Consider the following 25,143-nt stretch of genomic DNA (forward strand, 5'->3'; position numbering starts at 1 on the left):
AGGGATTAGACCATAGTCTTAGGCAACTGAATTCATTGGCTATTTGTGACATAACTCGCTAGTCGTTTACTTAACTTTTCAATAAAACTCTCCGACTGACTTTCAATAAACACAAAAAAGCGGCCGAAGCCGCCTAGTATTGATTTAACTGATGTGTACTGAAGAGCTTAAAACTAATGGCAGTGCCCAGTGTTAATCTTCATTGATAGAAGAGATCTTATGGATTGAAAGATCTGCACCATTAAATTCGTCTTCTTCGCTTAAACGCAAGCCAGTCATTTTGCTCAATACACCATAAACAATGAGTGCACCAACTAGAGCCACGGTGATACCCGCCAACGTACCAACTACCTGAGAAGCAAAGCTCACGCCGCCTAGGCCCCAGAAAGCTTGTTGACCGAAGATACCAGCTGCAATGCCACCCCAAGCCCCACATACGCCGTGTAGAGGCCACACACCTAATACATCATCAATCTGTGTTTTGTTTTGCATGTACGTGAACAGGTAAACAAACAATGCGCCTGCCACGCCGCCAGTCACTAACGCGCCTAATGGGTGCATTAAGTCTGAACCTGCACAAATCGCTACTAAGCCAGCCAAAGGACCATTATGGATAAAGCCCGGGTCATTCTTACCTGCAACAAGCGCCGCTAGAATACCGCCGACCATAGCCATTAGTGAGTTCATCGCAACTAGGCCGCTGATGCCATTGATAGCTTGAGCAGACATCACGTTGAAGCCAAACCAACCAACACATAAGATCCACGAACCAAGCGCTAAGAAAGGAATGTTAGATGGCGCGAAGTTAGTGTGTTTGCCAGCACGGATACGGCCTTTACGCATGCCGAGGAAGTAAACTGCAACCAATGCAATCCAACCACCAACGCCGTGAACCACGACAGAACCCGCAAAGTCATGGAATCCATAACCAAATTGACCTTCTAGCCAATCTTGGAAGCCAAAGTTACCGTTCCAAATGATGCCTTCGAAAAATGGGTAGACAAAACCAACGGTAAATAACGTTGCAATTAGGATTGGATAGAAACGTGCACGCTCTGCGATACCACCAGAAACGATTGCAGGTATTGCTGCTGCGAAGGTCATTAAGAAAAAGAACTTAACCAATTCGTACCCATTACCTTGGGACAATGTTTCTGCATCAGCAAAAAAGTGAGCGCCGTAAGCAACCCAATAACCGATAAAGAAATAAGCGATGGCGGAGACACCAAAGTCGGAAAGGATCTTAACCAGCGCGTTAACTTGGTTCTTCTTTCGAACGGTACCGACTTCGAGAAACGCAAAGCCAGCGTGCATCAAGAAGACCATGATTGCGCCGAGTAATAGGAATAAAGTGTCTGAACTTTGGGTAAGGGTTTGTACTGCACTATGAACTTGAGTCACCGTTTCACTCATTAAAGCATTCTCCTTTCGCTTTATCTGATTTGCACTGATATCGTGCGATTCAATATCGTAATTAATTAAAGACTCAACAGTGAACGCAAGATGTGTTCCAAGTGCGAACGGTAATTTTCGTGCAACAGATTTTGTTTTTAAGTTACTGATTATTAGCGACTAAATATTTAGGTGCACTTTTATGGATCTTGAAAATCGAAAAAATCACACCGACAATTGCACCAAATGAGGGAGTTGCACCATATTGAAGCGGTCAATAATTAGGTTCTGATCCAGAGAGTGGCTGCGACTATTTACGGTTCGAGAGACTTAAAACAAAAAGCCCAGTGAATCGATCACTGGGCTTTGCTTTTGAGCTTTAGCTAGCGTACTTGCGTTACAGGTTTGGTCCTGTAGACGGGTTTTGCGGTAGATTTTGACTTAAACGTTGCATACCTTGATACATACGGATAAACCAAACCACAATCGCAACACCACCGAATAACATACCTACATATGGAATGTAGTAAGCGATATCATCGATAATATGGTTCTGATACCAATAATCGTTCACACCGATTAACACGCCGTTTGAGGTTGCTACCGTTACGATAAGAACCACAAAGAAGGTTAGGTTCAAGAAGAACGAGCGGATTAAACCATAGTAATGCGTATCAACGACTTCGCCGTCTTCGCCTTTATCCAAACGATAACCCGCGTAGATGATGGCAACTACACCAGAGAGAAGACAAGTAAATGGCGTAAAGCAGCTTAATATGTAAGCAACCCAAATACCTTTATGAGGTTTGTTCATTCTTATTCACCCCTTCCGTTTTCTCTGTTGCTGCGTTTGCGCTTTGTTCAACGCCGTTTTTCTCTTGTTCCATCACTTCTTTGTACCAAAGGTCATGGTGCTCTTTAGCCCAAGTCTCATCAACTTCGCCTGTTACCATGCCTTCAAGTGCGCCTTCCATACCGAACAAGCCGATGTAGATGTGGAACACGAAACCACAGATAAGGATCAAAGCAGCCAACATGTGGACTAGGTTTGAAAGCTCCATATCTCGACGCGTTTGACCGAAGATTGGGAAGTCTAAAACCAAGCCACTGATCGCAGCCACACTACCCATAACAATCAATAGCCAGAACAGTGCTTTTTCACCTGCGTTCGAAAACTCTGCAGATGGATGAGAACCTTTATGTTTTCCGACCATACCACCCAGTTTCATGAACCACTGGATATCGACCATCTTGAAGATAGACTTGCGCCACCACTTGATAAGAACAGCCATCAACAGCACGTAGAAAATCGGGCCGATGTAGTTATGGTATTGCTTAGCCAGTAGAACGATGAAGCCCCATAGATCCGTTGGGATATAAGGTTTCAAGAAGTGTTTACCGTAAACCAACATCAAACCACTGAACGCCAGTGTTAAGAAGGTAAACGCCATGCTCCAGTGCAATGCACGATCAAGTCGAGACCAACGTTTGATCTTACGGCCTGTTCTTGGTGCACTTAGCATTAGCGGGCCAATCACAACGTACATCAAAGTCACAAAAGCAATACTGCCAAAGATAGCGACCGCACCGGCTGGTGACATCCACTTCTCTTTCAATATGTACCACGTTTGACCTGGAGTACTGATTAACACACCGTGCTCAGCCGATTGAGATGTGGTGTAACCTTCCTCACCATTTCTTACTTGTCGCCAAAAATCGGCACCAGCAAGCTGAGTGATTTCTCGTTGAGCAGAGCTCGATTGAGTTTGTGATGAGTTCGTCTCAGATGCATGACTCATAGGAGAAAGCATTGTTAGTGCTGCCAACATCGGCAGCACAACAAGGAAGAGACGCTTAAACATTGTAAGCATATGTCTCTCCTACTTAGCTCTTAGTCGCATCGTAAGAAAGGTCGTTGCCGTCTGTCCAACCTGCACCTTTCGCACCACGTTCAACTACACGCTGACGGAAAACATCAGAAACTTTCTCTGCGTCACCCGCTAGCAGTGCTTTAGTTGAACAAAGCGAAGCACACATTGGAAGCTTACCTTCAGCAATACGGTTCGCACCGTATTTCTGACGCTCTTCTATAGAACCTGGTTCTGTTTCAGGGCCGCCAGCACAGAAGGTACATTTGTCCATCTTACCGCGCTCACCAAATGCTTCCTGTTTAGGGAATTGAGGTGCGCCAAATGGGCAAGCAAACAAGCAGTAACCACAACCGATACAAAGATCTTTGTTGTGAAGCACGATGCCGTCTTCTGTATGTTCAAAACAGTCTGCAGGACAAACTGCCATACATGGTGCATCAGTACAGTGCATACACGCTACTGAGATTGAGTTTTCACCCGGTTCGCCATCGTTTAATGTTACAACGCGACGACGTTGAATACCCCATTCCAGAGCATCATCATTTTCATTCTTACATGCAGTGACACAACCGTTACATTCGATACAACGCTTGGTGTCACAAAGAAATTTCATTCTAGCCATTTTAAGACTCCTTACGCTTTACGAATATTACAAAGGGTTACTTTCGTTTCCTGCATCAAGGTGACAGGGTCGTAACCATAGGTGGTTGCTGTGTTAGCAGCTTCACCAATAACGTAAGGATCAGTGCCTTCTGGGTACTTAGAACGCAAATCTTCACCTTGGAACTTACCACCGAAGTGGAATGGGATGAACGCCAAACCAGGTTTAACACGACGTGTTACCATCGCTTTCACCTTAATACGGCCCTTCTCTGCACCTTCAACCCAAACATCATCACCGTCTTTAAAGCCAATGTCGTTTGCGTCTTTCGGGTTCACTTCAACGAACATTTCTTGTTGAAGTTCAGCTAGCCATGGGTTTGAACGAGTCTCTTCACCACCACCTTCGTACTCAACCAGACGACCAGAGGTCAGGATAATCGGGTATTCGCCAGATTTGTCTTGCTCTTGAATCGACTTGTAAAGCGTAGGAACACGGAAGATCGCTTCTTTGTCATCCCACGTTGGGTAATCAGCAACTAGGTCACGACGTGGCGTGTAAAGCGGCTCACGGTGCAGTGGTACACGGTCTGGGAATGTCCAAACAATCGCACGTGCTTTCGCATTACCAAATGGGATACAACCGTGTTTAATTGCCACACGTTGGATACCACCTGAAACGTCAGTCTTCCAGTTTTTGCCTTCAGCAGACGCTTTCTCTTCTGCAGTTAGATCATCCCACCAACCCAGTTGTTTCAGTAGTTTGTCGCTGAACTCTGGGTAACCATCTTTGATCTCACAGCCTTTCGAGTAGCTGTCTTCAGCAAGTAGGCTTTGACCTTCAAACTCAACACCGAAACGAGTACGGAAGTTACCACCACCTTCAGCAACCGTCTTAGACGTATCGTAAAGGATGTGTGTACCAGGGTGTTTCATCTCTGGTGTGCCCCAACATGGCCAAGGTAGACCGTAAGTCTCGCCATTTGCAGGACCGCCTTCTGCTTCTAGAGACGTTTTGTGGAACGTATGCCAGTTCTGTTGGTGCTCTTTCAAGCGTTCAGGGCTTTGACCTGTGTAACCAATCGTCCACATACCTTTGTTGAATTCACGTGTAATGTCTTCAATCAGAGGTTGGTTGTTCTCAACTCGAATGTTTTTGAACAGCTGATCAGAGAAACCAAGCTTCTTAGAAAGCAGGTACATGATTTCGTGGTCAGGTTTAGATTCGAACAGAGGCTCAACGACTTTGTCACGCCATTGTAGAGAACGGTTTGATGCCGTTACACTGCCGTAGGTTTCAAATTGAGTCGTTGCTGGTAGCAGGTAAACGCCGTCGGTACGATCGTTCATTACTGCTGCAACCGTTGGGTATGGGTCAACAATAACCATCATATCCAGCTTCTGCATCGCCTTCTTCATCTCTGGACCACGAGTCTGAGAGTTCACTGCGTGACCCCAGTAGAACATCGCGCGGATGTTTTCGCGTTGACGAATCTTGTCTTTGTCTTCAAGTACGCCATCTACCCAACGAGATACAGGAATACCTGCACTGTTCATTGGTTTTTGACCAGCGTATGCGTTGTCGTCGAAACGGCCTTTTACCCAGTCAAAGTCGATATCCCAAACTTTTGACCAGTGACGCCAAGAACCTTCAGACAAGCCGTAGTAGCCTGGAAGTGTGTCAGAAAGTACGCCAAGGTCAGTTGCGCCCTGTACGTTATCGTGACCACGGAAGATGTTTGCACCGCCGCCTGATTTACCGATGTTACCTAGCGCAAGCTCAAGTACACAGTAAGCGCGTGTGTTGTTGTTACCAGTCGTGTGCTGAGTACCACCCATACACCAAACGATACAACCCGGACGGTTTTCAGAAAGTAGTTTCGCTGTGTGGTATACGTCTTTTTCACTAACACCCGTTACACGTTCAACTTCTGCTGGGTTCCATTTCGCTACTTCTTCACGGATCTCGTCCATGCCGAATACACGTTGTTTAATGAACTCTTTGTCTTCCCATTGGTTTGCAAAGACGTGCCATAACACACCCCAGATAAACGCAACGTCAGAACCTGGACGAAGAGAAACGTAGTGATCTGATTTCGCAGCAGTACGCGTACGACGAGGATCCGCAACAACGATCTTACAGTTGTTCTTCTCTTTCGCGATAAGGATGTGCTGCATCGCTACTGGGTGAGCTTCTGCAGGGTTTGAACCAATGAACAGCATCGATTTACAGTTGTGCATGTCATTGAACGAGTTTGTCATCGCACCATAACCCCAAGTGTTTGCAACACCGGCAACTGTGGTTGAGTGACAAATACGCGCCTGGTGGTCAACGTTGTTGGTGCCCCAAAGCGACGCCATCTTACGGAATGCGTAAGCTTGCTCGTTACTGTGTTTTGCACTACCTAGGAAGTAAACCGAATCAGGGCCAGACTCTTTACGAAGTTCTAGCGCTTTGTTACCGATCTCTTCAATCGCTTGTTCCCAAGAAAGCTTCTTCCACTTACCGCCTTCCAATTTCATTGGGTACTTAAGACGACGTTCACCGTGGCCGTGCTCACGAAGTGCTGCACCTTTCGCACAGTGTCCACCAGCGTTGAATGGGTGATCGAATGCAGGCTCTTGACCCGTCCAAACACCGTTTTGAACTTCAGCGTAGATACCACAACCCACAGAACAGTGAGAACAGATAGTACGTTTCACTTCTGTTTTCGCTTCTGGATCGACTGATTTAGCCTGTGCTTTCTTCATCATGCCAGGTGCAAATAGACTTGCGCCTACCACTGCGCCACCAGCGGCTAATGAAGTATTTTTCATGAAGGCACGTCGAGACACACCTAGCTGATTGGTTTCTTTGCTCACACTATCGGAGCGTTTGACAAGTTTCATCCGTTATCTCCTAAAGCGTGTCGTAGTAATCGCGAATATGTTGCGTTTCACGATAGCCCGTCTTCTTCATGTCTTCTTTTGGCATTTCAACCGTTTCTGAAGCAGTCGCCACTTTCGTTGTACCAGCGACAACGGCACCAGCTACGGCTGCAGTCGTTAAGCCTTTGAGTAAGTCCCTACGGCTTGTGTTTATTTCTTTATTATCTTTCATCATTGCTTCCTTACCTTACGGTAGATCTTTTTGGAGGCTTAATGCCCCTCTATCGATATAATCGCGTACTGCTCGATTACTCGTAATCAGTGACGTTTTTCACATCAATCTTTAATTTATGCTTACTGCTTTTTGTATTCACGCTAAAACGCACTTGTTCTAACGTTAAGAATGCTTCACAAAGCTGAGCGGCCGATTTGTAGAAGTTCGCGCTTTCTGCCCCTTCAAGCTGACGCGTGAAAGAGTTAAACCAAGGGCCAAGGTGCTTATTGAATACCGCTTGTTGCAGCGCTTCTTCCTCAGCCGTTAGCATCGCCATCACTTCACAAAGCGCCGCGATGTGATCTTCTGGCTCTTTCACTTGCTCATCACGCTCAATGCCTAAAAGCTCTAGGTCATGACGAATCTCTGCCAATGGTTTTTCCATCATGGCGCCAGTTCTATGCCATGAACCAAATGGAACAATCTCTCCACGGCCAATGCCAATGAACAGATCTTGATATTCATCTTCTAACGCTTCGCGATTTGATTCCGTTGCCGCTTGTTGAATGGCAATCCAAGCTTTTTGCATTGCACTCTCAGACGCTTCAATGTCTAACGTCTTTAGGAAATCAATGACCTCTTCAGAAGGTGCGCTACGGAACAATGCAGAAAGAACCAAATAGATTTCAGTTCTTAGTGTCTGTTCTTGTTCTTGATCTAAATTAGTTTCCAATGCCAACTCCTAGTATTTCAATTGATTCAATGGGTCTTGAGCCATTGAGTCGAACATGTCCACTACACGACAGTCTTCACACATCGCAATACGATTAATCGCAGTTTCATCTGAAAAATGAGAGTGACCGCGTAACTTGTTCTGTAACATGTCAATCATAGACTGTGGAGCGAATGGCTTATGGCAACGTAAACATTCCGCTGCTTTCTCCTCATGAATCACAACTGCTTGTTGACGTTCTTCTTTCACCCAATTCATACGAGGCGTTAGAGTCAGAACATTCTCAGGGCATGCCTTTTCACACAGACCACATTGAATACAGTCTTGTTCTACAAACTTAAGTGATGGAGAAGCACCGTCGGTATGAAGAGCACGTGTAGGACAAACCGCAACACAACTCATGCATAACGTACAATCTTTGCTTTCACACGAAACCGTGCCGTATGGTGCATTCGAAGGAAGTTCAACGATATTCTCGACAGGAATGCGAGATGAAGACATAGCATCGAGTGCAGTGAATAGACGTTGACGTTTGTTGCCTTGAAGATCGCCAAGTGCAAGGTCGAAAGAATCAACGCACAGTGTTGGAGGCCCTTCACGTAGAGACTCTAAATACAGGACATCGATGGTTTCTTTTGGAACACCGATTTGGTCTAGTAGCTCTTGAGCAATCCCTACTTCGTTATTCAGAACACGAATGATCGTCTCTGGCATAAAACGAGAAGCAGCAAACAGAACCTGAGTCGCCCCATTCACTAGCGCTGCAAACCAAGTATCAATACCAATAGAAGGCAGTTCTTCAACCACGATTGGAATAACGTTATCTGGTAGTGCTTTTAGCGCCATTACATTGTAAGTCTCATGACGAGAGCTACAGATAAGTACGATTGGATCCAGACCGCCCGCATGTTCATAGTTAGCTAGCGTACGTTCAATGAACTTTTGAGTATCGTCAGGGTTTGGAAGCGCATAGGTAATTGCTTCGGTAGGACAGCTTGTTGCACAAGTTCCTACGCCTTGACATAGATAAGGGTTAATCTCGATCTTGTGACCTGTTTTGTCTGAGCCTTCACTTGATAGTGCGCCAGCAGGACAAGCGTCAACACAACGTTCACACCCTTTTACGCCACGAGAACTGTGCGCACAAAGGTCAGTGTCTAAACGGAAGAACTTAGGCTTATCAAATGTACCCATTAGCGTTGGAATCTCTTCCAGTGCTTCGGCCAGTTTTGGATAGCCTCGGCCCACTGGGTAATAACCCGGTACAGGCACTTCTTCTGTCATGCAGCTATTCAGACATAGGTCTAGAACAACATCGAAACAATCGTGATTAATCGCGATTTTCGCCAAGTTGCTTGATGTGCCTTTACTCTCAATCACAACTTCAAACGTACCAAGGAAACCGGATACTTGAACCGAATTCGCGAAGTACAGTTCTGGGTTTTTGCCCTTTTCGCCGTCTGTCGACAATAAGGTTAAGCTCGTCAATTGAGGTAATTGAGCCGCAGCACTTTCAATGATCGCAGTTGGACCAATAATTAGCGTATTACCACCACTTTCATAACTTACTGTCGGTGGAATCAGATTTGTTAACTCAACTGTATTTTCAAATGCATACAGTCTTGCTTTAGCGTTATTTGAAGTTGCTTGTTTTAATAATTGTTTAAGCATTGCTCAGTTCCATCTTTGGACATGGATAATCTGTTCAATCTTCATTGTAGTTAGCGTTAGAGAACTTGCTGAGTAATCGGTTAACAACTAATGGTTTCATTAGCTATTCGTTATCTAGTCAACTTTACTCTGGCTATCTACAAAAAAGTCGATAATGAACGATATTTAGCAAATGCCATGCCAATTTAATAATTCATTATTTTCAATGAATTAGCGTGTTTTTTAGTTTGTTAAGCTTACAAAAAAGCCGCTTGGGACATTTTGTCGCAAGCGGCTCATTGAGTGTTTAGTCAAAATGTACCTATTCTTTGTGTGGTATATTTTGTCCCATCTCTTTTAGGTCATCTTCGTCTGACATTGTAGTGTTAATATCTGGTACTGTTTTTTTATACAGTTCTTTTTCTTGTTCGGTTATTTCGGCACTTTCTGACGTTTCAAGTTCATTATCAGATACCTCAAAATCGCTTTCAGAATTCCCTAAAACTTCACCTTCATCTTTATTATCAATAACTTGCTCTTCTTCTAGTGTGGTTTCTTCTTCCGTTTTGTCTTTAACCCAATCACGCAGGGTTTCCGCAACCCCTTCAGAAAGAGACTTTAAATTACTGTAATCGTCGTCGTAATCATCTAAACCATCACGAACATTGAATTCTTCTGAAAGGAATAATTTACGCAATGCGGCTTTTTTTACGCTTTCTGAGGCTTCTGACACCAATAATTGAGCAACAGACAAGTCTTCAGTCGTTTCTGATGCTATCTCCTGAGAGTCGATAGCTTGAGAATCGACAGCATGAGCATCTTCATTGTGTTCTGGAGACTCATTTTCTAAAGTCCCACGTTCTAGTGATTCCGATGTTTCTACGTCTATAGATGAAGCAGCAGAAGAAGCCTTTGAGGAAGTAAGTTCGGTATCCTCAAGTGTTTGTTCCGCTTCAAGTGCTTTATCAGTTGATTCATCAAGCTTTCGTTGAGACCAACGGCTAAAAAAGTTAGTTGCCATTTGATCGACCCGCGCCTTTACGTTTTTTACGTCTTGCTTCTAGTAGTTCGCCATGACGACCGATGAATGCTTCCATCCAAGCCTGTACGGGCAAAGGAATGTCGTATGAAAGGACTTGATTGTCACCGTCCATGTATTGCCCTGCAACGGTTTGTGATGCTGTAAGTAACTGAATAACTGGCTTAACACCAGAATCGACATTATCCATCACTAAGAAAAGCTTAGGTTGCTGAGAGCTTAGGTTGAAACGATAGTCTGTACGCTCGTCTTTATGTAATTGGAGTAAACAAACGTCTTGGGCATCATCTTCTGGCGACAGTTCAAACCCCGTCAATTCCCATTGCGTCATTACCCAGATACCTGTTTTGATCTCTTTTTCTATTCTTTGGACACCGATTGGCCAAGCTGCTTCTGTTTTTTCATATTGTTCTTTGAATTCTTTTATCTCAGACATACTTCACCCAATTGATTTTCTTTGGTCTGAATGCACTTAGGACATTTTGTACTGTGCGCAATCATATACATCCCATAAAGCAATAAACACGCCAATACGGATTAACTACGAGAGCGTATCTATAGCGTTCGTTATCAAGTTGTCACTATAACGTTAGTCGATACTGGTTATTTCAGACAACTCCACTCGGTGAACTCTCATATTTTGCGCTATTTTAATCGAATGCTTCATGTTTTCCTGAATACCCGTTATTTTGGAATAAGATTTGCTTTAAGCATGAGTTAAAGAATCGATGAACAAGAACGGCATTAGACCCTCTTGTTAACTTCTTATCTCTTAAAATCGCTATCTCATTAAGTAGGACGTGACTGTGGTAAAACCAAACATAATAAAAACTAGCGAAAACCCACTTCAAACAATCGAAGTTGAAGTGTTTGATGAATATGGTGAGAAGCTAACCAAACAGATCGCTTGTGAACGCCCTCTTACCGTTATGTTGAACTGGAAAGAGATCGTAACGTTAATGACATTGGGCTCTCGTCCGGAGTCATTAGTATTGGGCTATTTGAAAAACCAAAGCTTCCTTTCCGACCCAGAAGCGGTTGAATCTATTATCATCGATTGGGAAACCAGCTCTGCAGCGGTTATCACCAAAGAAGATACAAGCCAACTTGAGCAAGCGCTTAAGAAGAAAACAGTAACCTCTGGCTGCGGTCAAGGTACCATGTATGGCAACGTGATGAAGCAGTTGGAAGATTACCAGGTGCCTCAAAACAAGATTAAGCAATCTGAAATCTACACAGCGCTTGAAGCGTTGACTCATTACAACGATACCTACAAGAAAGCAGGCGCGGTGCACGGTTGTGCTGTTTGCAAAGACGACCAAGTGTTGTCGTTTGTGGAGGATGTAGGCCGTCACAATGCCGTTGACACATTGGCTGGTGAGATGTGGCTTAACAAGGAGTCAGGTGAAGACAAAATCTTTTACACTACAGGTCGTTTGACTTCTGAGATGGTGATTAAGGTTGCGCAGATGGGTATCCCTGTTCTTCTATCACGTTCTGGCGTGACCCAAATGGGCTTAGATTTGGCGCAGAAGTTCGGTATCACCACGATTGCTCGTGCTAAAGGTCTACGCTTCCAAGTCTTCACGGGCGCAGACAAGATCGATTTTGATGTAAAGGGTGAGCAAGCGTCGTCAGAAGACTAGATCTCCCCCTGCTACGAGTGAATAAACAATGCCGTTCATTAAGGTTGATGAACGGCATTTTTATTTAAGTAGGGATAAGTCGTTGGTTCGCGAAACGATGATGCCCAATTTAAGTTAAGCGCATAAGGCTATTAATTCCGTTTCTTTACACAATTACATCTCCTTAACTTTCAATACGAAACCAATCTTGCTTTACGAGCCCTATAAGCTATTAGTTACATATTCATCATTTAAATATATCTAATAACTATTAAGCATTGATGGATATAAAACGTCATCGGCTAAAGGGAGTTAACCATGAACAATCCACTGGAACCTCAGCAACGTGTGCTGTCTCTTTCTATTCGTAGTAAGTTTATTTTAATCAACCTCACCCTGTTTGTGTCTGTTTTGATATATGCGATCTACGAGCAGTTCAGCTTAGATAAATTGGAATCGCTAGAGCGTTCTGCGACCGAAAACCTTAGAAGCTCGGTCGATTTGTTAACTCTGAGACGGCATGAGAAAGATTTCTTATCCCGTCACGATCAAAAATACGCAGAGCGTTTCGACAAAACCGCCGACACATTGAATCAGAGGCTGGTAACTTTGAATCAAACACTAGCTTCGCACAATCTTCATCTGTCCGAGCAAATGACTAAGATCTCCGATACCCTTCATCAGTACCAGAAACAGTTCCACCAGATCGTCAATCAAGTTAACGACATCGAACGCACAACCGCACCTTTGGGGTTTGTGGCGGCACTCGATGGAAAAAGAACGGCACTGAAATCAGCAATCGAATCAGAATCTAGTTTGGCACTGGAACTTGCGCTGCTAGAACTGATCGAAAAAGACTTTCATTATCTTGCACATATTAATAGCCAAACAAATGCGGCATTAATTAGTGCTCTTGTTGAGTTTGAACCCTACTCCCAAACATCGATTTCAATAGAGCAAGCGTATTCCGAATATAAGGCCGCGGTTGAAACTCTACTGATTGCTAATAGCAATTTAGGGTTGTCGTCAGAATTGGGGCTTAGAGGCGCCTTGCGTAGCAATGTTCATCAAACGGAACAAGCAATTGAAGAAGTACAAAGTCAGATAAGCCAAGCGATTACAGCGGCAAGTACACACACCAAAAATATGCTGCATCTTTTTGGTGCGGCTATCGTTGCTCTGCTCTCTTTGTTGTTGGTATTCATCGGTCGCAACATACTTGCGCGAATCAAAGCGATAAACGTGATGATGGAGTCGATTGCGAATGGAGATGGCGACTTAACCGTGCGTATGAACGCAAAAGGCAATGATGAACTTGCTCAGTTGGCGCACTCCTTCGATACCTTCATCAATAAACTGCATGGCAATATTAAAGAGCTGTCTGGCGTGATGACTGTGTTGACCGACAGCTCATGCAGCTCTGAAGAAGCGGCAATTAAAAGCATGAGCAATGCCGAGAAACAAAAGCAGCAATCTGAATCGGTAGCGACGGCAGTCAATGAATTAGTCATGACGAGTAATGAAGTGACGGCGAACATCGAAAATGCGGCAACCAATGCCGAGAAGATAAAAGAGAACGCCCATCAAGCGCTGCAAAAGACACAGTCAACCAACGATAGTATTCATGTCTTGGTAGAAAACATTGCAGAATCTCAGGATCTCATCGTTCAACTTGAAGAACAGAGTCGTGAAATCAATCAGGTGGTCACTACCATTCAAGGTATTGCTGAGCAAACTAACCTATTAGCACTCAATGCTGCGATTGAAGCGGCGCGTGCTGGCGATCATGGACGAGGTTTCGCTGTGGTTGCATCCGAAGTCAGAGAGCTTTCACTAATGACCAACGACTCAACCCATCAAATAGAATCCACGATTCATGGTTTAACCACTGGAATAGACAAGACCGTCGCCAAGATGACAGCGAGCTTAGAGCAAACTGAGCTGGTGAAAAGCCAAACCAAAGACGTGGTGAATGCGATAGAAGGCATACACTTCCAAGTTGGCGAGATGTTCGACTTAAACAGTCAGATCTCAACAGCGTCCGAAGAGCAATCGATGGTTTCAGTAGAGATTGACCGAAACATTACGGATATCGCTCATCTTGCCAGTGATACCTATACCGTGGTTTCTGGATCCGTGCGTTGTAGTGAACAAGTCTCGAGTGTGAGTGTGAAGCTAGAGAAGATTGTCGCGCAGTTTAAGTACTAGTGATTAGCGCAAACTAGTTAATTTATGTAGTATGAAAAAACAAAAGGCCTCTCTCTTATTGCTAAGATAGAGGCCTTTCTAATTTTGAATACGTACTAACGTGTTGCTACGTATTAACTCTCGCTACACGACATTAGCCGCGTGCTTTTAAGAATTCAGCGTAAGTACCGCGGAAATCGTTGATCTTGCCATCTTTGATTTCAAGGATACGAGTTGCTAGAGAGTCTACGAATACACGGTCGTGAGATACGAAGAACAATGTGCCTTTGTAGTTCTCAAGAGCCAAGTTAAGCGCTTCGATAGATTCCATATCCATGTGGTTCGTTGGTTCATCCATAAGAAGGATGTTTGGCTTGTGCATCATGATCTTGCCAAGAAGCATACGACCTTGCTCACCACCAGAGATAACCTTTACAGATTTCTTGATGTCGTCTTGGCCAAACAGCATACGACCTAGGAAGCCACGAACAACTTGCTCGTCTTCGCCTTCTTGGCGCCATTGGCTCATCCAATCAAACAGGTTCATGTCTGTCTCGAAATCGTGTGCGTGATCTTGAGCGTAGTAACCGATGTTTGAGTTTTCAGACCACTTGTACTCACCAGTGCGAGGTTCTAGTGCGCCAGCTAGTGTGTTAAGTAGTGTTGTTTTACCTACACCGTTTTCACCGATGATAGCAACACGCTCACCTACTTCGAAGATGGCATCGAACTTGTTGTAAAGATCTTCTTCAAAACCTTGAGATAGGTTTTCAACCACAAGTGCGTTACGGAATAGCTCTTTAGACTGTTCGAAACGGATGAATGGGTTTTGACGGCTAGACGCTTTAACTTCGTCTAGTTGAATCTTGTCGATTTGCTTAGCACGAGACGTTGCTTGCTTCGCTTTAGATGCGTTAGCAGAGAAACGAGAAACGAACGTTTGAAGTTCAGCAATTTGTGCTTTCTTCTTAGCGTTGTCAGACAGTAGACGTTCACGAGCTTGAGTCGCAGCCGTCATGTACTCATCGTAGTTACCTGGGAATAGACGAAGTTCGCCGTAATCAAGGTCAGCCATGTGTGTACAAACCGAGTTTAGGAAGTGACGGTCGTGCGAAATGATGATCATTGTGCAGTTACGTTGGTTTAGCGTATCTTCCAACCACTTGATGGTGTCCATGTCCAAGTTGTTCGTTGGTTCGTCAAGAAGCATGATATGCGGGTCTGCAAACAGTACTTGAGACAATAGAACACGAAGTTTCCAACCCGGTGCCACTTCGCTCATCAGACCGAAGTGCATTGACTCTTCAATACCTACAGCAAGAAGAAGCTCACCGGCTTTAGCTTCTGCCATGTAGCCGTCCATTTCAGCGAACTGAACTTCAAGGTCAGCCACCTTCATGCCGTCTTCTTCGCTCATTTCTGGCAAAGAGTAAATGCGGTCACGCTCTTGCTTAATAGCCCAAAGCTCTTTGTGACCCATGATAACCGTATCAATTACCGTGAATTCTTCGTAAGCAAATTGGTCTTGGTTTAGCTTAGCGACGCGCTCGTTTGGATCGTAGCTTACGTTACCAGAAGTCGGCTCTAGTTCACCCGATAGGATCTTCATGAACGTCGATTTACCACAGCCATTCGCGCCGATTAAACCGTAGCGGTTGCCTTCGCCGAACTTAACTGAAATATTTTCGAAAAGTGGCTTAGCGCCGAATTGTTGGGTGATATTTGCTGTGGAGATCAATGCCATTACCTTCTTAATGTGAAAAACGTCGCAACGTTACTTGTTCAGGGCTTTAACTGCAAGTATTGATTGCATTTACCCGCTATTAAGTGAGTGATAACCCAGCCAAATCATAGTTTGAGCTAACTCACACTTTTGATTTTCAATTTGCTGCCTAAAATCCGTCGATTTTCAGGGGAAACAAAATATCGAACAGCGACCTATAATGGGCGGTATATAACGTCCTAAATCATGCCAACCATTGAATATATCGTATGCTGATTGGTCGCAGTGAAACTAACCTGACCAAAGCAACAGCAGACATAGGCAAGACTAGCCTAATCCCTGACAATTTCATGACAAAATCGGTCGAAACAGGAATAAAGTACTCGCCCCCGATACCGGATTGGATTTCACAAAGTCAGATTAACTAACTATAGTAATCCTAACCTCATAATTCTAAGAGACTTTTATGCGTTCACTATCGCGCTTCTTAATCCTCACTTTGGCCATTCTCTCTTGGCCTAGTCATGCCAACTTGGAATATGACTTACAATCTCAGCCGCAGGTATCCGATTCTGCTGTTGCCCTTGATGAGCGAATTGATTCGTTACCCGACCCTCTATTTATGGAAGCGTCGGATAGACGTCAGGTCAACATTTTGCTTGCCGAAGTTCTGCGAGTCCAAAAGCAAGAGATCAAAACCTTCGAGCAACAGATAAAAGCTTACCGAGATAACAGCGACGTCGATCAATGGTTTGCCGTTCAAACCAGTTACGTCACTTTGAATAGCTTGAACGTGAGTAAGCAGCACCTGTTAGAACAGACAAACTCTGCAAACAAAGATCGCTTAACAGGTTTTGGCCCTTATGGTGTCACCCAATTTAAGCAAGAGTGGGAATTAACCAAGCTCAATATTGAGTATCTTGTTTACTTCCAAATTCGTAGCTTTAAAGCGCTTGTTAAAGACATCTTCATTTCGCCAGTGCCTGTGATTGGTGCATCGTTAAAAGTGCTATTCATCTACTTTGGTTTAGTGTGGTGGCTTGCCAACAGCACCCGTTTGATCGAGTTGTTTAGAATTAATTTTCTTGAAGCGAAAACGAACCCTCCTTTTTTAGTAAGGGTAATCTGGTATATCAGTCGCGCTGATCGTGCGATTGCTTGGCTCATTGCGATTACCCTTTCACTCAGGGTACTTTCGAGTATCCCTAGTCTACAGCATCTGATTTTCCTCGAGATCTTCACGTGGTGGATTCTAGGTGGTTCGATTGCCATCAGCTTTATTCTTGAACTGGCCTACCGCTTGGGTCGTACATCTAATAAAGAAGTGATAGCGCTTCGTCTATCGACTATTCGCCGTTATGTATGGAGCTTCATTGTTGCGGGTGTGACTCTGCAAATTTCGAGTATTACGTTAGGCAAAGGCACTATCTATAGTTGGATCTACAGCGCTCTGTTTTTCTGGTTTGTACTGGTTACCATTTCGGTACTCAGATTATGGCGAGCGAAAGTCTTTGATACTCTGCAACACATCTCCGATCGTCCGGTATGGGTGAATTGGGCGGTGAACCGAAAAGATACCTTCCTACTGAATATACTCGCGACAGCAATTGGCATCGTATGGTTGAGTGTTTACAACTTCCAACACCGCATCATGGCATTGCTATCCAATTACACGCTGTTTAGCCAAGCCTTGGCGTATCTGTTTAGAATCGAAGTGGCTAAGCAGTCTGATCTTGATAAAAATCAGCAAAACTTGGTTCGAATCAAAGGCGATCAAACCTATGAATACATTCTGCCGGGTAATATCGACAGCACGCTAATTGATTATGCGGGTGACGAAATTAAGCAACTGTCTCGCTACTTGATGTCGGACAGCCCTGCTATCTGTATTGTGTCAGGCGAACGTGGTGTTGGCGCGACGACGCTGCTTTATACTTTATTGCACAAAGTCTCTAACGCAGAGCCCGTTTATGTGAGCTGTCCTTATGCCGGTTACCAAGAACTTTTAGCGCATCTTGCCGTTAGTATTGGTTTGGAAGAAGAAGCCACTGAGATTCAGATCTTGGCGCATTTGCGTAAGAGCAATACGACTTACCTTATTGCGATTGATAACGCACAACGACTGGTGAAACCAATGGTCGGTGGCTTGTCGGATTTGATTCGTTTAACCAACCTTCTGCGTCGCTCAAAAAAGAACCACCGTGTCGTGATATCGATTGCCAAATCGAGCTGGCGGTTTGTTGATAGAGCGCGTGGCGAACGCCTGTTGTTTGACTTGGTGTGTTTCCTTCCTCGTTGGACAGAAAAACAAGTTGGTGAGCTTTTGAATAGCCGTATTAACAAGGAGCTTGAAAAGCCGTTGTCGTTTGATGGCTTAGTGGTTCCTAAGCAATGGGACCAAGATGATATGAGTGAAGAAGAACGTGCACGCCAAGGTTTCTATCGAATCTTGTGGCACTACTCTGATGGTAACCCTACCGTTGCGTTGCGTTTCTTCCGACTCTCTTTGAACCGAAATAAAGAGACAGATCAAGCCGTGGTGCGTTTGTTCCATGTTCCGGAAGCGCAGGAACTGGAGAATATGCCGAAACCGATGTTGGCTGTATTGCGCTCTATCGTGCAATTGGAAATCGCATCTCCGGAAGTTTTATCTGAATGTACACAACTGAGCACGGCAGAAATAACGGGGATTCTGCGTTACTTTGAAAGCCGTGGTTATATTGGTTGGCATGAAGAAAAGGCTCGGATTTCTGAGCACTGGTTCCGCCATATTACGAACGTTCTCGACCGTCAACATCTACTGGTGAAGTAAAATGAAGAAGTTATTTATCCTACTATTTGTTGGCTTGGTAAGTGCTGTCAGCTTCCCGACCTTTGCGACGGAAGAGTTAGCCAATGTGGAAAACATCTCAAAGATAGCTAGCCTTGTGCGGTGGAGCGGCGTGTTCTTCTCCATGATTGTTATTGCTGCAATGTGGTTATTGCTCAAGTTCATCAACTCAATGGTGACCAGTTTTGGTAGTCAGTTTGTGCAATATCGAATGTTGCTACAGAAACTGCAGTCGTTTACTCAGTTCTTCATTTACGTGAGCACCGGTCTTATCGTGTTCATGATGAGTTTTAGAATCAACGATCAAATTCTGGCTTTGATTGGTGGTACCCTCGCTGTATCCGTTGGCTTTGCGCTTAAAGACTTGGCAGCGTCATTCATCGCAGGTATCACCGTGATGATCGATAGACCTTTCCAAGTTGGTGACCGCGTCACGTTCGAAGGTAACTACGGGGACATTATCACTATTGGTTTGCGTTCTGTGCGTATGAGAACTTTGAATGACGACATCATTACCATCCCGAACAACAAGTTCTTAAATGAAGTGACGACGAGCGGCAACTATGGTGCATTGGATATGCAGGTCGTGATTCCGTTTTATGTAGGAATGGATGAAGATATCACCCTAGCCCGTGATTTGATTCAAGAAGCTGCGTCTTCAAGCCGCTACATCCACTTGCCTAAGCCTGTTACGGTTCTGGTTAAACAGACGATTACGGATAACTACCTGGCGATACAGTTAACTTGTAAGGCTTACGTCGTCGATACAGCTTATGAAAAGTTGTTTGAAACAGACATTACCTTGCGTGTGATGAAAGAGTTCAAAAAGCACAACATCAACCCACCGAAGATTTCAGTGGCAGCGCATTAATTGAAGCTGGCTTAAGGTTTACGTTCGAAGATTGGATTAACCCCCGAGATACCAATAAACGAAAACACCTCCGGACTTATCTCGAGTGCGGAGGTGTTTTTTTATTCGATTTGTCTGCGCTAAGAGTAAGCGCTGCTGGATTTATACCTTAAAGTATTTCAACTGTTCAGTAAGGTGCTCTGTTGTGTTGGCCATTTTCTGGCTGTCTTCTGCTAGCGATTGTGAGGCCTGAAGTACTTCGTTTGCAGCTAGGTGAATCCCAGTGACACTTTCACTCATTTCAGTTGCTACCGTACTTTGCTGTTCTGAAGCCGCTGCGATTTGTGCGACCATGTCATTGGCGTTGTGAAGCTCATTCACAATCACATCAAGTTGTTGGCGAGTCTCGTTAGATGCGACAACACTGTGGTCAACCTTCTCATTGCTGCTTTGCATTGCTTTGAAGGTGCGTTCTGCTTGTTGAGTCAGTTTTTCAATTGTGGATTGAACTTCGTTCGTTGAATTTTGAGTCCGGCTAGCAAGATTACGGACTTCATCCGCGACAACCGCGAACCCTCTTCCTTGCTCTCCTGCACGTGCCGCCTCTATTGCTGCGTTAAGCGCTAATAAGTTCGTTTGTTCTGACACATCACGAATGACGCTCACAACTTGACTTATCTCGCTTACGCCGGATTGTAGGTCTCTTACTAATTCGTTAGCCGTAGAGATGTTCTCTGAAACTTGAGAGATGGTTTTAGAAGTGACCTGCATGTTGTCATCGTTTTGGTTGGCATGATCGACGACTTTATTGGTACTTGCCGCCGTGCTCTCTGCATTGACCGCGACATCTGAAATAGTGGCGCTCATTTCTGTCATCGCAGTAGACAATAATTCAAGCTGAGCATGTTGCGAGTTGACACTGGTCGCCGCCTCTTCACTCGCTTGAGCAATGTGACTTGCCATATTGCTCGATAGATCCGCAGATTCATTGGCGGTACGTAGTGTACTTTGCAGCTTATCAAGCATGGTGTCGATCTGTTGGCTCATATCACCCAGCTCATCTTTGCGCGTCATGTTCATACGTACACGAAGGTCGCCATCGGCAATCTTATGGGTGTTATCGATAAGCTTATTAAGAGGTACAAGGATATTATTGGATATCGCGTAGCCCATTGCAAACAGTAGGCCAGACAACACAACCGCAACCATTCCTTCTTTAATCGCCAACGCGTAGAATGCATCTTGAATATCAGCGACCAATATTCCAGAACCTAACACCCAATTCCATTCAGGAAAAAGTTGTACGTACGATATCTTATCTTTTAACTCTCCATTCGGACTCTTCCATTGGTAGTCAAGAAAGCCTTTCTGTTGTGCAGTTTGAGAGATGGTCACCATCTCACGCCAGTGGTACTTGCCCGCACCGTCTCTTAAGTTACCCGCATTCTTGCCATTGAGTTCTGGCTTAAGGGGATGACTAATAATGTTGAGTTGTTGGTTTAAGATCCAAAAATAGTTGGTGCTGTCATAGCGAAGCGTCTCAATGGCTTGAAGTGCTTGTTTCTTTGCTGTCTCTTCGCCAAGGATATTTCGTTGGTCATAATAGTGTTGAGCTAAGCTTACTGCTGTTTCGACTTGAGCACTGAGTTTATCTTGCCGCTCTTCCAAGGAGCTAGCGCGCTGTTGCATTAGATTAAAAGTGGATGTCATTACCAAGAGAACAACCGATAGAATGACGATGGAGACGAGTTTTGATTTGATAGATAGGTTACTTAATTTCATAGCTGACTGACTTTATTATTTGTTTTGATTATGGATTTTCGGCCAAGGTATCAAAATTTCGTACAGTTCAGATGATATGCATCAAGATCGAAAGATATACACTGTGTTACATAAGCAAAAAGAGGTGCTCGTCAAATCAGCAGAGGTTGAGATCTCGCTTGCGATAGATTAGTAGTGCGGGATTTTCGTGCTTGGCCTGAAAGCTCAAGTAACAGCCCAAGCACTTAATGTAATTGTCGAGTGACAGCCGGTAAAATTAACTTAGAGATTCGACACCAATAATTGAGGTGTAGCTTTTTGTTGGAGGTAGATACTAAAACGACTTCCCTTGCCTACCTCAGATTCAACTCGGATCTCGCCACCCGTTTGGCTCAAGATACTTTGAGAAACGGACAAACCTAAGCCTGTACCGTCTCTTTTGGTGGTATAGAAAGGCGAGAAAATGCGTTTCAGTTGCTCTTCCTTAATGCCGCAGCCTTCATCTTGAACATGAACGATAGCGCCATGAGACACGCCATTTTCAACCCAATCTTCACTCGAAATGGTTAACGTGCCCTGTCCGTCCATTGCATGAATCGCATTCATTTGTAGGTTAACCAGAATCTGCAGCAATTGGTTTCGGTTCACTTCTACGGAGGTTCTAGCATTCAATTGCGAGACATACACAATGCCTTTCTTCTTCGCGCCAGTCTTTACGAGCGTAATACTTTCATCCACAATTGGATTGATATGCTGCCACGTGATTTCGTCTTGTACGCCACCGTGCCGGCTGTATTGTAGTAGGCTTCGTGTAATATTTCGGATTCGGTCAATCTGCTCCATGATGGCGTGGACCTCTTCATCGACGCGGCCCACTTCATCACCGAGTTCAAACTTCATCAGTTCAACATTGCCAAGAATTACTGCCGTTGGGTTATTGATCTCATGAGCAATGCCTGCCGTGAGTTCACCGAGTGCTGCTAATTTTTCATTAACCACCAGCTTATCTCGGGCTTGATTGAGAAGCTTGATATGCAGTTCCAGTTCTTCAGTTTTCTCTTTCAAACTGGCGGTACGAGAGTGAACTTTACACTCGAGTTCTAACGCCGCTTGTTGAATCTCTTGATTACGTTCGTGCAGCAGATCTAGCATCTTGTCGAACTGTTTGGCGAGCAGAGTAAGCTCGTGTTGGTCATCTAAGCCTAACGTACCGATACGTTTGTCTTTACCCAATTGCACGAGCTTCACCACTTTATGAATTCTTTCAATTGGGTCGAAAAGATCCCGAGCACCACGGTGAACGATCAACCCAGAAGCAAGCAACAGCAACACAATGATAATGCTGATTTCGCCAAGGTTAGTCAGGTAAGTTTCGATGAGCGGCCATATTAGATAGCCGGTATACAGCATGCCGATTACGTTATTAAACTGGTCGTGGATCGGTTGGTAAGCCGTGATGTACCAAGCATCGTACACATACGCTCGATCTAGCCACTCTTTGCCTTCGTTCAGGACTTTTGAGTGAACCTCATGAGAAACTCGCGTACCTATTGCCCGCCCTACACTGTCTTCACTGCTTAAAGGAACGTTGGTGCTCACACGAAGATCATCAAGGAAGACAGTGACGGTACCGACATGACGATTAAAGTCTTCTCTTTGGGGATAGATAAGATTGCTGATTTGGTCGACAAGTTGAGTGCTGTTATTAAGCAAAATCCCGCCATCAAGAAAACCAATTACATTATCATTGCCATCTTTTACGGGCACAACGGTTCGACTTACCAATCCGCGGGTCTCAACTTCTTGGCCATTAAGCATCGGAACTTCCGCTTTTTTAGCAAGATCCCGATCGAGATGGTTGAGTTCACTACGGCTTAAGACGCTGAAAAACGAAGACTTGTGAGTCAAATTTAGATATTCGAGTTTCTTTGCCATACTTTCGACACTGCGCCAGCGCAGAAAGTCGAGCTCATAGCGAGATTTGTTTTCAGAAACCCAACGCGTGAGATCCTTTTTAGAAATATCACTCGCGAGTTTGACGCGGAAATTATAAGACTCAGCAAACGCACGAACGTTGTATGCCTGCTGATTTTGAATCAAGTGAATACTGTTCTCTGCCACGTCTAAGCGCTCATCGACATCAATCAGTGCCCCCTGCCACGTGTAATGAACAGACCAATAGAGAGTGATAGCCACAAGTGCACACAAGGTCAAAATGATCGGAGCAGATGTTAGGAATAATAAGCGATAGCGAACCATGGTTTTGAACCGGAACGCCCACTTTGACCACCAATGGCGTCTAATCGGCATATTCAGAGCCTTCTGTGTTCCAATCTTTATATTTACGCTCTAGGGTTTTACGAGCGACGCCAAGATCTCTCGCAGCAGCCGATTTATTACCGTCATGGAAGCTCACAAGTTGTTCTATATGAGACTTCTCCACTTCTTTCAGTGTCCAAGTGTTTGGGTAACCCTCGGCAGCGTCTGCATTATTTAAGTTTGGTATTTCCGCACCATGTGACACCGTCACTGAAATGCTAGCCGGTACAGGATCGCCATTAATCTCGCGCCAATAGTGTGCTGGTGGCTTGTTTAAAAGAATGCATCGTTCGACTAAGTTTTTAAGTTCACGTATATTCCCCGGCCATTCGTATTCATTCATCGCCAAGATATCTTCATGTGCCCAATTGGGAACCGGCATGCCAAGTTCATTCGACAATAGACGAGTGAAATATGGAACAAGCTCAATCAAGTCTGATGGGCGCTCTCTTAGTGGCACAACATCAATCTTAAGTACATTGAGTCGGTAGAACAGATCGCGGCGAAAGTGCCCTTTATCAACCTCTTCCTGAAGATTTCTGTTGGTTGCTGCCACCACGCGTACATCAACGGCAATTTCCTTCTCGCTACCGACTGGACGAATCGTTCTTTGTTCTAACACACGTAACAACGCAGCTTGCATTGGCAGTGGCATTTCACCTATTTCATCAAGGAACAAGGTGCCACCACTTGCGACTCTGAACAGACCCTCACGGTTTTTCTTCGCACCAGTAAATGCGCCAGAGGTGTGTCCAAACAATTCACTTTCGAGAAGCTCCGGGGCAATCGCACCACAGTTGATTGGTACAAATGGTCCGGTGCGTTTGCTGGCTTCATGTACACCACGCGCAACCAACTCTTTACCCGTACCTGACTCACCTTCTATTAAAACTGATGCTCGAGACGGTGCAAATTGACTGATCAATAGTTTGAGCTGTTTGGTCTTGTCTGAATTGCCGATCAATTCGGTCTTGATATGACGACTAACATCACGCTTTAACGCGTACTGCATTCTTTGGTCGAGTCGCTTATCCATACAACGCAGAACCGCTTGTATCATCTGTTCGAGGTTGAATGGCTTAAGAATAAAATCTGAAGCACCAAGCTTAAGTGCAGATATGGTCATCTCTAGATCAGCATAACCCGTCATGAAAATCACATCGGCGCGTTTGTCATTGTCGTTAAACGCCTCTTCCCACTCAATACCAGAACGACCTGGCAGGTTGATATCAAGGACGATGAGATCAAAATGTTCGCTAGAACGTAGTGTTTCAGCTTCTTCAACCGAACCTGCGCTTGATACCTTGCCAAAGAACTTACCTAGTGCTTTCTTTAAGATAGCCTGCATACCCAATTCATCATCCACGACCAAAACGGAAAACGCCTGATAGTGAGTCAATGTGTTCGGGTTGAGATTGGATGCAGATGAACTAGGTAAAGACATAATGATTAGCCGGTGAGGAAAGTTGGGACAGAGTGTA

The 25,143-nt window shown here is 44.6% G+C and carries 18 protein-coding genes; 4 read left to right on the forward strand and 14 right to left on the reverse strand.

What is annotated here, in order from left to right; genetic code table 11:
* Positions 1-192: 192 nt before the first annotated feature.
* From AB8613_RS00340 to AB8613_RS00385, 10 genes are all read right to left on the reverse strand, one after another.
* Positions 193-1,413, reverse strand: coding sequence for an ammonium transporter (locus AB8613_RS00340; RefSeq protein WP_285954914.1), 1,221 nt, complete (start codon positions 1,411-1,413; stop codon positions 193-195).
* Positions 1,414-1,789: 376 nt separating this feature from the next.
* The gene (locus AB8613_RS00345) at positions 1,790-2,206 is read right to left on the reverse strand and encodes a hypothetical protein (RefSeq protein WP_048658737.1); all 417 of its coding nucleotides are present in this window, start codon (positions 2,204-2,206) and stop codon (positions 1,790-1,792) included.
* A complete protein-coding gene (locus AB8613_RS00350) occupies positions 2,190-3,263 on the reverse strand; it encodes a formate dehydrogenase subunit gamma (RefSeq protein WP_012603931.1) in 1,074 nt (357 codons plus the stop codon). Before AB8613_RS00350 ends, AB8613_RS00345 begins: the two co-directional genes overlap by 17 nt.
* 13 nt (positions 3,264-3,276) lie before the next feature.
* Entirely contained in the window at positions 3,277-3,885 is a 609-nt protein-coding gene (fdh3B, locus tag AB8613_RS00355) for a formate dehydrogenase FDH3 subunit beta (protein ID WP_048658735.1), read from the reverse strand.
* 11 nt (positions 3,886-3,896) lie between these two features.
* Positions 3,897-6,752 carry a formate dehydrogenase subunit alpha gene (locus tag AB8613_RS00360; protein WP_372384171.1) on the reverse strand — a complete coding sequence of 952 codons (2,856 nt, stop codon included), beginning with the start codon at positions 6,750-6,752 and terminating at the stop codon, positions 3,897-3,899.
* Between the two features lie 10 nt (positions 6,753-6,762).
* Entirely contained in the window at positions 6,763-6,963 is a 201-nt protein-coding gene (locus tag AB8613_RS00365) for a twin-arginine translocation signal domain-containing protein (protein ID WP_004733728.1), read from the reverse strand.
* A 76-nt stretch (positions 6,964-7,039) separates the two neighbouring features.
* Entirely contained in the window at positions 7,040-7,678 is a 639-nt protein-coding gene (locus AB8613_RS00370) for a molecular chaperone (protein ID WP_372384172.1), read from the reverse strand.
* A 9-nt stretch (positions 7,679-7,687) separates the two neighbouring features.
* On the reverse strand, positions 7,688-9,349 hold the full coding sequence (locus tag AB8613_RS00375; protein WP_372384173.1) for a 4Fe-4S dicluster domain-containing protein: 1,662 nt from the start codon (positions 9,347-9,349) through the stop codon (positions 7,688-7,690).
* Positions 9,350-9,650: 301 nt separating this feature from the next.
* A complete protein-coding gene (locus AB8613_RS00380) occupies positions 9,651-10,349 on the reverse strand; it encodes a DUF3306 domain-containing protein (protein WP_372384174.1) in 699 nt (232 codons plus the stop codon).
* Complete coding sequence (locus AB8613_RS00385; RefSeq protein WP_372384175.1) at positions 10,339-10,803, reverse strand: DUF3305 domain-containing protein; 465 nt, start codon at positions 10,801-10,803, stop codon at positions 10,339-10,341. Before AB8613_RS00385 ends, AB8613_RS00380 begins: the two co-directional genes overlap by 11 nt.
* A gap of 370 nt (positions 10,804-11,173) precedes the next feature.
* Here AB8613_RS00385 and fdhD point away from each other — a divergent pair, with 370 nt between their 5' ends.
* The gene (gene fdhD, locus AB8613_RS00390) at positions 11,174-12,013 is read left to right on the forward strand and encodes a formate dehydrogenase accessory sulfurtransferase FdhD (RefSeq protein WP_285954920.1); all 840 of its coding nucleotides are present in this window, start codon (positions 11,174-11,176) and stop codon (positions 12,011-12,013) included.
* A 297-nt stretch (positions 12,014-12,310) separates the two neighbouring features.
* Positions 12,311-14,200, forward strand: a complete 1,890-nt coding sequence (locus tag AB8613_RS00395; protein WP_372384176.1) for a methyl-accepting chemotaxis protein — start codon at positions 12,311-12,313, stop codon at positions 14,198-14,200.
* Positions 14,201-14,333: 133 nt separating this feature from the next.
* Here the strand turns inward: AB8613_RS00395 and AB8613_RS00400 are convergent, their stop codons facing one another.
* Positions 14,334-15,917 carry an ABC-F family ATPase gene (locus AB8613_RS00400; RefSeq protein WP_086711529.1) on the reverse strand — a complete coding sequence of 528 codons (1,584 nt, stop codon included), beginning with the start codon at positions 15,915-15,917 and terminating at the stop codon, positions 14,334-14,336.
* A gap of 451 nt (positions 15,918-16,368) precedes the next feature.
* Between AB8613_RS00400 and AB8613_RS00405 the strand changes: the two genes are divergently transcribed.
* Positions 16,369-18,714, forward strand: a complete 2,346-nt coding sequence (locus AB8613_RS00405; RefSeq protein WP_285954922.1) for an ATP-binding protein — start codon at positions 16,369-16,371, stop codon at positions 18,712-18,714.
* A gap of 1 nt (position 18,715) precedes the next feature.
* The gene (locus tag AB8613_RS00410) at positions 18,716-19,603 is read left to right on the forward strand and encodes a mechanosensitive ion channel family protein (RefSeq protein WP_372384177.1); all 888 of its coding nucleotides are present in this window, start codon (positions 18,716-18,718) and stop codon (positions 19,601-19,603) included.
* Positions 19,604-19,744: 141 nt separating this feature from the next.
* Here the strand turns inward: AB8613_RS00410 and AB8613_RS00415 are convergent, their stop codons facing one another.
* The 3 genes from AB8613_RS00415 to AB8613_RS00425 all read right to left on the reverse strand — a co-directional run bounded on the left by AB8613_RS00415 (position 19,745) and on the right by AB8613_RS00425 (position 25,106).
* A complete protein-coding gene (locus tag AB8613_RS00415) occupies positions 19,745-21,364 on the reverse strand; it encodes a methyl-accepting chemotaxis protein (RefSeq protein WP_285954923.1) in 1,620 nt (539 codons plus the stop codon).
* Positions 21,365-21,625: 261 nt separating this feature from the next.
* Positions 21,626-23,653, reverse strand: a complete 2,028-nt coding sequence (locus AB8613_RS00420; RefSeq protein ID WP_285954924.1) for a cache domain-containing protein — start codon at positions 23,651-23,653, stop codon at positions 21,626-21,628.
* A complete protein-coding gene (locus AB8613_RS00425) occupies positions 23,643-25,106 on the reverse strand; it encodes a sigma-54-dependent transcriptional regulator (protein WP_372384178.1) in 1,464 nt (487 codons plus the stop codon). Before AB8613_RS00425 ends, AB8613_RS00420 begins: the two co-directional genes overlap by 11 nt.
* Between the last annotated feature and the right edge of the window lie 37 nt (positions 25,107-25,143).

Source organism: Vibrio sp. BS-M-Sm-2, from assembly GCF_041504345.1.
In the GTDB taxonomy this organism is placed as follows: Bacteria; Pseudomonadota; Gammaproteobacteria; order Enterobacterales; family Vibrionaceae; genus Vibrio; species Vibrio satsumensis.